This window comes from Pseudomonadota bacterium (assembly GCA_027624955.1).
Taxonomy (GTDB): Bacteria; Pseudomonadota; Alphaproteobacteria; order UBA828; family UBA828; genus PTKB01.
Map to the genome: position 1 here is coordinate 1 of JAQBTG010000067.1, position 9,610 is coordinate 9,610.

Here is a 9,610-nt window from a genome sequence, read left to right on the forward strand (position 1 = left end):
GAATCCAGCCCCTATCGGTCCGGACCGACCTCCCTCAGACTCATACCTGATTTGGAATTGACTCAGGGGCTCCCGCACTCGGAATGCTTCCTTTGAAGCGAATCCGCAGACGTAAATGCGGCTCGGGGAATTTATTGACCTGCCATCGGGCGCCGGAATGTTGATTTGCACGGTCGATTGATCCGTTTTCGAGGGTATGTGCATTTAATATTTGATCGGCTTTTTATCGTAATTTCCGATCCGTCGTAGAGGAAATACTGGATCAAGATTCAATGGAATTCGTGGACCAATCGAGTATGCAAATCAACACCGTGCTTCGCCATTATGCGAAGCCGCAAACCTTCAGTTAATGCGCTTCAATGCCTCGGCTTGCTCCCGTAACTGCCGCGCCAGTTCGCGCAGCAGATCACGGGTTCCGCCCTTATAGCCGCGCATAGCGGATCGCTGCTTACCCTCTTCCGATTTTGGCCCGGTCGATTTTTCCCAAGGTTTCCAGCGCTGGATTAACTTGGCTCTCAAGGCGCGATGCTCGGGTGTCCGATAGTAGCTCATGGGTTTCCTCTGATAGTTGGGTTTGCTCAGTCTCGATTTCTCGCGCCTGCGTAGGGGCAGGGATGCCGTTGTTAACTTGCTGGTGCCCTGCCGCAAAGTTCGCCTGCCGTGCATAGACAATCGGCGGATTCTTGATCGTCGCCAGCGTTTCCAGTGTCGCCCGGCATTGCGATTGCGCCCGTAGCGCCATCCGCATGAAACCCTCAAGGTTAGGCATATGGGATTGCTCCATTGCCCGCTCGGCAAGCCGCACAAACAATGCTTGCAGCGATGACGCTTGATTAATCAGCATCCGCTCGGCATGGGCCATGTCGCCACGCTGCACCGCCTCCGCTTGATCGCGCAAGGTCGCCAGCATTGTCGGCGTGTCCATGTCATCCGCCACATTCTTCGGCTGCATCATCCCTATAATGCGATACGCGGCAAGCTCGGCGGATGTTATGAGGTTCGCATAGCATCGCCCTTTTTCGTCAGCGCTTGGGCCTGATTTTAAGGGGATCGCTTTTCGCGGAAATGCCTCCGTCTTCGGTGCCGCCGGTTTCTTCAGTTTGCTTGCCATCATTCGCTTCCTTTCTGGATTAGTCCCGGCCAGCGTTCCCGGCCATGTCGTCGATCTGTGTCACCCGCCCCCGGCGCATAGCCTTCACAGCGCCGGGGCAGGTCGCGGATCGGCTCATAGTTCCGGCTCGCCACGATCTCGCCGCGTTTCGCCGCTTGGCATCGCCGGGCGATCAGGTTCGCACATTGGTCGCAGGTGCGCCGGTCATCAGGGAAGGGGTCAGACTTCGGCAATTCCGCCGCCGCCCGCCCGGTGAAATACTCCCGCGCATCCGCATCCCGCTGGCACTTACCGATCACTTCGGCAACGGTCGCCGGGTCAGTTTCCTCGATCAGTGCCAGCCATTCCCTGACCGCCGTTTCCTCTCTGGCGGTCATCGGTGCCGATGTTTGCCTAATGGCCGGGGTAAAAGGTTCCGCCGCTACCGCATCCGGGTGCCGTTCCAGAATCTCAGCATGGGTCGCCTCGGGACAGCAGGCCACTTCCATCGGATCGCGGTCGGGGTAGTGAATCAGCCACCAGCGGGAAGCGGTCGCCGTGTCGCCAGTGCCAACTTTTGGCGCGGATGCGGTTTGCCCTTGGGGGAACTTTGCGACAGCGACAGTTGCAACACTTGCGACAGTTCTCCTCTCACTCCCTGCTTGTGTCGCAAAAGTCGCAGGTGTCGCAGTCGCAATCTTGCCGGCCTGCTTATCCCGAAGTCTGGATAGTAGGCTCATGGCACCACCCCAACCAGCGCCGGATTCACCTTGATGGTTTTCCGCCGCCCCTCTTGCGCCACCTGCACGCGGTCAAGCTCTTCCAGTTCCCGCAGCGCCGCTGCCAGCTTTTCCTTGTCGCGGATCGGGCCGAGTCGTTGGGCTTCACGGGTCGAGACAAGATGCGTCCGCTCCCGCCGGCAATGCTCGATCAGCCATCCGTCCAACCTTGCCGCGTCCGCCAGTTCCGCCGGTAACGCCAGCTCCCCGAAGAAGCGCCGGGATTCGTGGAGGTGCCAGGCCGTAATGAGGCTCGCACTCTCGAATGCCGCAAGGCCGATAGCACCGCCCGCTCCCTCGAACATCTGGAACAACGCCGCCAGCCGTGCCGCGTTGTCGGCAGATTTGCTTGCCACGTCCCGCACGTCGTACAGCTCGCCACCACAGGATAGCTCGCTCTCGATGGCATTGTGATATTCCACCCACGCCGCTTTTGCTTCCGGGGTCAGGTGCAGCATGGGCGGGGTCAGCGCGCCGTCCTCGTCAATGGGAACAGGTTGATCCAGTATTGCGGCAATGCGCCGATGGAATGCGGCAAGGTGCGGCCAGGTGGCTGGCCCGTCGGGTGCATCGGGGTCGATTTGGCGCATCCCTTGCGTCGATTCCGGCCACGCCACAAGGAAGCGAGCAAGGAATCCCGTGCCACGCGCCAGCGCTCCAGATCGGGTGAAGAATTCACGCAAGGTCGGTTCCTGAACCTGCAACGCCATGGTGAGCCGCGCACCGCGCACGGTGAAGGATTCCGTTGATCGCCGGTCGATGGTCAGGCTTTTTCCGTCCCATAGCTGATTCAGCAAGCTCAAATTCCGCATGACCGAATCCTTGCCCATGCCATGCGAGCCAAAAACAATTCCTGCCTCGGCAGAGACGACGCCAGCCGACGGCCATTGCTTCGCCAGGCCATAGGCCAGTGCTTCGGGGGTTGCATCGGCATACAGCAGGCGGGGGATTCTTGGCGGTTCCGGCTTGTCGTGTTCCAGATCGCGCAGGGCCGACTCCATACCCGCAGTCGATTTCTGCTCTTTGGCGAGTTGGCGGATTTTTTCCTTCACGCCGCCGCGCTTGGCTTCCCATGCCTCAATGGCTGCCCGGTGATCTTTCAGCGCCGGCTTCGCCGCATCGGCCTGCGCTTCTTCATAGTCGCTGATGGTCTTAGTGAAAAAACCGTCGCAGGTTGATTTCCGCTCTCCGGAATCGGCAATCACCAAAATGAACAGCCCGACAGGCCCGTGCAGTTTCTCAAGCCGCTTCGCATCGGCATGGGCTTGGATCGCCAGCGAAAGCGCCGCCAGCGCCGACGATGCCACCATCGGAACAGGTGCCTTGACGAAGCTCACAACCTCTTCCACCGCCGCTCGAATTGGCAGGGGCAGGGCATCCTGCGGATAGGATTCTGGCTCGATCTTCGAGGCCAGTGGGTGCGGATCAGGCCAGCCGTTGCCCTCAGCATCGTCCGCTGGTGCGTCATCGTTGCCGGGTTGATGATCGCCCCTTGCCGGTGTCGTCGCGTTCGCTATGGCCCGCGCTACGGCTTCTGCTCTATCCAGAATCATCATGTCGTTGAAGTCGGTCATGTCGGGATCGCGGTCGCTGCCGAAGTCGGGAATTGCCGTCCTGCCAGCGCCGACTTTTGCGGCCTCGATTGCATGGGGATCGGGTTCGCCGGTCGCCTTCACCAGATCAGCCAGAATCACCAGAGCCGCCGCCGGGTAGCGTTCGCGGATCGCCTTCGCCACCGTTGGCAGGTTGCCCGACGATAGCGCCGCGATGGCAGGGTGTCCTGTAGCTTCCGATGCCGATAGCCCGGTCGCCACGCCTTCACCGATCAGCAGGGTCAGGCCCGCGCCATCGCCATCGGGCAGGCGTTCGGTTGCCCAATATCCGCCCACCTTGCTACCACGCCCGGCCAGTGCCGCCTTGCGCTTGTCGCCGTCAATCAGTTCCAGCGTTGATATACCATCGCCTTGTTTGACTGCAACCACCAGCAAACGCCCGGTCAGCAGGTCGCCGCGACAGTTTGGCGCGTAGCCCAAAATCGCCGCCGCCGCGCCCGCTTCGATCTCCCGCAGGGTTGCCACGGGGGGAACCCGCTTGCGTACCAGATACGGGTTATCGACTTTCGCTTCGGTCGCCGCTTTCAGGATCGCCGCCGCCCTCGATGCCGTGTCAGCACGTTCTCGGGCTATCTCGGCTTCGTCTTTTGCGACGCGTTCCTCCGCTATGCGTCGCCTCACGACAAGCTCTTCGGGTGTCGGCTTGGCGTAGGTTCCATCATCGCGCCAGCCGTTCGCTTTGGCTTCATGGAACAGGGTGCCGATCTTCAGCGCCCCGGTTTCGCTGATACTCTTCCAAACGGATGCAGCCTCATCGTCGCCACGGCCATCCCGCCATTCGTCCCACAGGTCGCGGCCGGCGGCACCCAATTCTGACTTCACCATGCAGCCGATGCGAAACCGCTCGTCATGCCCACCGGTTGAGATGAATTGCAGGGCTTCGCGGATTCGGTCAATATCGTTCATCATCGCCGCGCCCCTCTCTGCCATCCCCGCTTTTGCTGGCGGGTAATGCGGCTCGATTTGGCAAGGCTGAACCATCCCGCAAGCGGGTCGATTCCGGTATGATTGGGGCTATCGGTAGTCTTTGGGGTCGGACGGTCGCCACCGTTTCGGCCCTCTGTTTTTGTGGTCATCTCCGCCCCCTACGCCGATGCAATCAGAGCTTTGATGTCCTCAACCTTCCACATGGTGCACCGGCCGAATTTCACCGGCCGGGGGAAGCGCCCGGATCTAACACCGGCCCACCAGCAGGATTTTTTTACCGGGATGATCGGGGGGATTGGCGGTTCCGCTTTGGGGTCGCCAATTATTTGCGGCAAGCGAACAAAGCCGGTTTCAGGTAGTTGGATCATTGCATCCGTCCTTATCCAAGTTAAGACGGGTGCATTCTCCGTTTTCCGTTAATGCAAATCGAAGATACTCCGCAGGTTTTCAGGTGTTGAGTTTTCCGCCGCTCTGGAAAAGTCGCCTGCTATTTTTCTCCTGAGTTTTCCGGCCGCTCTCCACCTAGCTTTGCAAGGGCTTTCCGCACGTCGTCATGGGTCACATCAACGTCGGGCGTGTTAATAACCACGTTCGCCACGAATGCCATTGCCTGCATGATTGGCGTCGTCAGTGCGAAGCCATGAACATCCGTCAATAGGTTGCCGAAGGCCCGCAGGTATTCCGTTTTCGCGCTTCGTTGCCGGGACTCAATCGCCGCCCCGATCATCCCCGATACGCTCGGCTTGAAACTTCGCGCCGCATTCGCCATCGTGCCAAGTAACGCGGAAAAGTCGGGGGCAGTTCCCCATGAGTAGCGCAACATATTTCGCGCCTCTTCCTTCGGGTCGATTTCCGCTTTTTCTTCTGGTACGAGAAACACTCGCACTATTTCAACGGTTGGCGGTTCGCCGCTTTCCTCCGCTGGCTTCGCCTCTGGAATATCCTTCCTCGGCAGGTCGCCTAGAACATGCTGGCGCATGGATCGCCACATAGCCAGATTATGCCCCTGCATTTCGTGGTTATCGGTTTGCCGCAGTAGATCGGGGATTGAATAAAACTCGCCCGGCCCATTGATGCCAGTTTCGGAAAATTGGCGGATCAGCTTCGCCAGTGTTTCCGCCGCGTCGGCTATATCTCCTTTCAGTTCCGCCGCTCGCTTTAACCTGTCGCGGTATTTCGCAAAATCTACCCGCGCCGCCCATGCCGCATAGATGAAGTTCCGCCATTGCTTATCGTCGGTAAATTCGCGGGTCAGTAGCGCGAAGGCATCGCGCATCCGCGCATCGTGCCCCAGCCGTTGCAAGCAATCCACGTCGCCCGCCAGCCTATCCCGATGCGCTACCGCTTCCGCCCTACCGTTTCTCAGGCCGGGCAGGTAATCATCCTTTCCCCATCGGATGCAGCTTTCAATCTTCCCGTCGATTTCGGCTAACTGGCGCTCGGCACTCGCTAGGGATTCTTGCCACCCCATAGCCGACCAAGAATCGCCCTCGATAAATGTTGTTATGTGCGCCCGGACTGCCGCCGGGACATATGCCGGAAAATCCATCATCACGCCCTTTCGCGCCGCCCTTGATTGGGTGCCACGCCAGCCGGGTAAGGGTTCCCGGTTTTCGCCCCGTCGGGCTAGGCGCGGCAAACCGTCATGCCACCGCTTTCTTGATCGGCGTCACGTTATCGTCGCTCTTCTTCCACGTATCCAGCATGTCCGCCCATTGCTGCATCATCTTGGCGCGGTCGCCCAAGTATTCGGCATGATTGTAGGTTCGCCGCACTGCGTTGGGTTCGGCATGCGCCAACTGGCGCTCGATCCAATCGGAAGCAAACCCCAACTCGTTGAGTCGCGTGCTTCCGGTGGTTCGGGTGGCATGTGGGCTGTATTTCTTGCCCCAGCCTAGAGCGTTGAGCATGGTGCGCAATGAAGCGCCGACCATCGGTTTCGTCCGGTCATCACGATGCGGGAACAGATAAACATGACGGCCAGTGAGGCCATGCAGCGCCCGTAGCATTTCGACGGCTTGAGTCGGCAAAGGCATCGCATGTTCGTTGCGCTTTTTCATCCGCTCCGCCGGAATCCGCCAGACCGCCGCGTCGAGGTCGAATTCATCCCACCGCGCCTCAACCGCTTCGCTTGGGCGGCAGAGCGTCAGCCACATCAGGCGAAACGCGGTGATGGTTTCATAGCGACCGCCATGCCCTTCCACGTCGCGCAGCAACTGACCAATCTCGGCGGAATCGAGTGGGCGCTTGTGCTGGGTCTTGTTGGCCGGCAATGCCTTGCGCACTGGGTACACAGGATCGGACTGTGCCCGCAGAGTGGAAACCGCCAATTCAAAGACCCCGGACATCGTGCGCTTGGCTTCCGCCGCAACAGTCAAGCCGTTCTTCTTTGCCGACGTATTCAGCACATCCAGAATGTGCGCCGGGGTAATGCTCTTGACCGGCAGTGATCCGATCTTCGGGAACACCACGCGGGTGAGCATGTCCAGTCGCCGGTTCTTGGTAACTTCTTCCCAATCTTTCAAGGCCAGCCATTCGTTCGCTACGGCCTCGAATGTCGTGGCGTTTTCGTGTTCGCGTTTGATGCGTTCAAGCTGCCGGTTGTGCGCCGGGTTGATTCCCTGCTTGACCAGCGCCCGTGCCTTGATGCGTTCATCCCGCGCCTCGGCCAGGGTAAATCGCCGGCCCGCCCGCCTTGCCTGCCCCTCCTCCGGCGTTTCTCCGCTTGGTGCGATGGCGTAGTCACCGATGGCAAATATGCTTTCCTTGGCAACATCGCCCTCGCGCAACTCAAAGCGGTAGCGCCACGCCTTCACCCCGTTGGGTTTGATTTCCAGATACAGCCCCTTGCCATCTGTGAGCTTGTAGGGCTTGCCCTTGGGCTTTGCGGTACGGCATTGGGTATCGGTCAGCATGGCCTATTCTCCGTGGCTCAAGTCATACCCGGTTATTTGATGCCCGGTTTTGACTCCATACCCGGTATCGTACCCGGTTTATACCCGGCTCGCAATGGATAACCATGGATCAGCAAGGAACAAAAAACCCCGCAAACGCTAGGTTAAACGGGGTTTTGTCTGTCCGGTGAAATCCACCGGAATCCGATGTTCTGTTTAAACGTTAAAACGGAAATGCATCACGTCGCCGTCGGAGACGAGATACTCTTTACCCTCCAAACGAAGACGTCCCGCACTCTGAGCGCCGGATTCCCCGTTGTACTCGATAAAATCATCGTAGCCGATCACTTCCGCGCGGATGAAACCTCTTTCGAAGTCCGTGTGGATGACCGCTGCAGCTTTTGGTGCTGTCTCATTTTTTCGGATTGTCCAGGCGCGGCACTCTTTCGGTCCGGCAGTGAAATATGTCTGCAGGCCAAGAAGTTGGTAGCCGGCGCGAATAAATCGGTTAAGCCCGGGTTCACTTACCCCCATTTCGCCCAGAAATTCTTCACGCTCGAGATCCTCCAACAGCGCGAGTTCTGCTTCGAGCGCCGCGCAAAGAACGACACATTCGGCACCTTGATTACGAGCGTATTGTGCAACCGCCGCTGACATGTCGTTGCCGTCCAAAGCGGCCTCGTCGACATTAGCCACGAAAACCACCGGCTTAGCCGTTAGTAAATTAAATGACTTAATGTTCGCAAGCGTCGCCTCGTTGAGATCTTGCGCACGCACGGGTCGCATCTCGTTTAAGCCTTCCAATATGCTTTGCAGTTGCTGGATAAGTACTTGAGCGGACTTGTCTCCTGAGCGACCTAGCTTTTGCGCCTTGTCTAGCGCACGAGTCATCGTTTCGAGATCGGCAAGCGCAAGTTCTGTTTCGATGATCTCAACGTCCGCTAGCGGATCGACCCGGCCCGAAACATGCACAACGTTATCATCATGAAAGCAACGCACGACGTGAGCAACAGCTTGTGTCTCGCGGATATGGGCAAGGAACTGATTGCCCAGGCCTTCACCTTTGGAGGCGCCTGCGACCAAACCTGCAATATCAACAAACTCCATCGTTGCAGGGAGTACCTGCTTGGGGTTCACGATCGATGCGATTTTGTCGAGGCGCGGATCGGGGACATGGACAACACCGACATTCGGGTCGATAGTGCAAAAGGGATAGTTTTCGGCCGCAATCGCCGAGTGAGTCAAGGCATTAAACAGCGACGATTTGCCGACATTCGGCATCCCAACGATTCCGCACTTAAAACCCATTGCTGATATCTCTCGTCAACTTATTTCGTTTGCGACTGAAGTCTTGTGGAAACCTGGTCGAAATCACCGTCAACGAGCGCCTCGATCTCCCAAAGTAGTGATGAGACGGCGGCTTCGATCCGCTGATGTTGGTCTTTCGGCGGCGCTTTAAGCACGTAATTGGCGACGTCTCGTCCGTGCCCGGGATGGTCAATTCCGATCCGAGCGCGCACGAACTGGCTATTGAAATGTAGCGCAATGTCACGCAGGCCATTATGCCCACCATGCCCGCCACCGACCTTTATTTGGACACATCCGCATGCAAGCCCAAGCTCGTCGTGAACCACCAATATTTGTTTAGCGTCCAGCCCGTAGTACGCAGCGAAGCTAGCCACAGCGCTACCGCTATTATTCATATAGGACTGCGGCTTCAACAACCAGACAGCTCGATCGGAAATCGAAACGCGGCAAATCTCGGCGCCAAATTTAGTCTCGAATTTGAATCGCGCGGAATTGTTCCAAGCGAGACTATCGACAAACGAGAAGCCGACATTATGCCGCGTTTTTGCGTATTGCTCGCCCGGATTTCCTAAGCCAACAATCAGCTCTATGCCGAACGGTTTAGCCACACAGTAAAACCTGAATCGAGCCCAGGCAATGCTTGTGGTTACTCAGTCGAGTCCGTTCCCTCGTCGGCTTCTTCTTTTGCGTCCGTTTCGGCTCCAGCTCGTGGCAAATGGATAGAGACGACCGGCAGCGCGTCATCGCCGCCTTGCAGCAGCGACACGATTTCGACGCCGCTCGGTACCGTAATATCCGAAAGATGCAGCGTATCGCCGAGGTCCATTTTCGCCACGTCTACCTCAATGTACTCTGGCAAATCGCGCGGGAAACATAAAACCTCTAGCTCGGTCATGACGTGCGACACTACGCCGCCGCTTTTCACGCCGATAGCCGTCTCTTCATTAGTGAAATGCAAAGGAACTCGCATTGTGAGTTTCTCTTTCTCGTCGACGCGCA

Annotated in this window: 9 protein-coding genes; all 9 read right to left on the minus strand. The window is 58.1% G+C overall.

Translation table 11 applies throughout. The features are described from left to right. Positions 1-448: 448 nt before the first annotated feature. On the minus strand, positions 449-910 hold the full coding sequence (locus O3A94_16595; protein MDA1357871.1) for a hypothetical protein: 462 nt from the start codon (positions 908-910) through the stop codon (positions 449-451). 200 nt (positions 911-1,110) lie between these two features. Continuing rightward, complete coding sequence (locus O3A94_16600) at positions 1,111-1,488, minus strand: hypothetical protein (protein MDA1357872.1); 378 nt, start codon at positions 1,486-1,488, stop codon at positions 1,111-1,113. A 338-nt stretch (positions 1,489-1,826) separates the two neighbouring features. Beyond that, complete coding sequence (locus O3A94_16605) at positions 1,827-4,391, minus strand: DUF3987 domain-containing protein (protein ID MDA1357873.1); 2,565 nt, start codon at positions 4,389-4,391, stop codon at positions 1,827-1,829. A gap of 176 nt (positions 4,392-4,567) precedes the next feature. Next, positions 4,568-4,777 carry a transcriptional regulator gene (locus O3A94_16610; protein MDA1357874.1) on the minus strand — a complete coding sequence of 70 codons (210 nt, stop codon included), beginning with the start codon at positions 4,775-4,777 and terminating at the stop codon, positions 4,568-4,570. A 119-nt stretch (positions 4,778-4,896) separates the two neighbouring features. Continuing rightward, positions 4,897-5,964, minus strand: coding sequence for a hypothetical protein (locus tag O3A94_16615; GenBank protein ID MDA1357875.1), 1,068 nt, complete (start codon positions 5,962-5,964; stop codon positions 4,897-4,899). Between the two features lie 88 nt (positions 5,965-6,052). After that, complete coding sequence (locus tag O3A94_16620) at positions 6,053-7,324, minus strand: tyrosine-type recombinase/integrase (protein MDA1357876.1); 1,272 nt, start codon at positions 7,322-7,324, stop codon at positions 6,053-6,055. Between the two features lie 195 nt (positions 7,325-7,519). After that, positions 7,520-8,611 (minus strand): redox-regulated ATPase YchF, encoded by a 1,092-nt coding sequence (gene ychF / locus O3A94_16625; protein ID MDA1357877.1) that lies wholly within the window; start codon positions 8,609-8,611, stop codon positions 7,520-7,522. Between the two features lie 20 nt (positions 8,612-8,631). Then, entirely contained in the window at positions 8,632-9,219 is a 588-nt protein-coding gene (pth, locus tag O3A94_16630; protein ID MDA1357878.1) for an aminoacyl-tRNA hydrolase, read from the minus strand. Positions 9,220-9,257: 38 nt separating this feature from the next. Further along, positions 9,258-9,610: 50S ribosomal protein L25 (locus O3A94_16635; GenBank protein ID MDA1357879.1), on the minus strand; the 353-nt coding region annotated here is incomplete at its 5' end.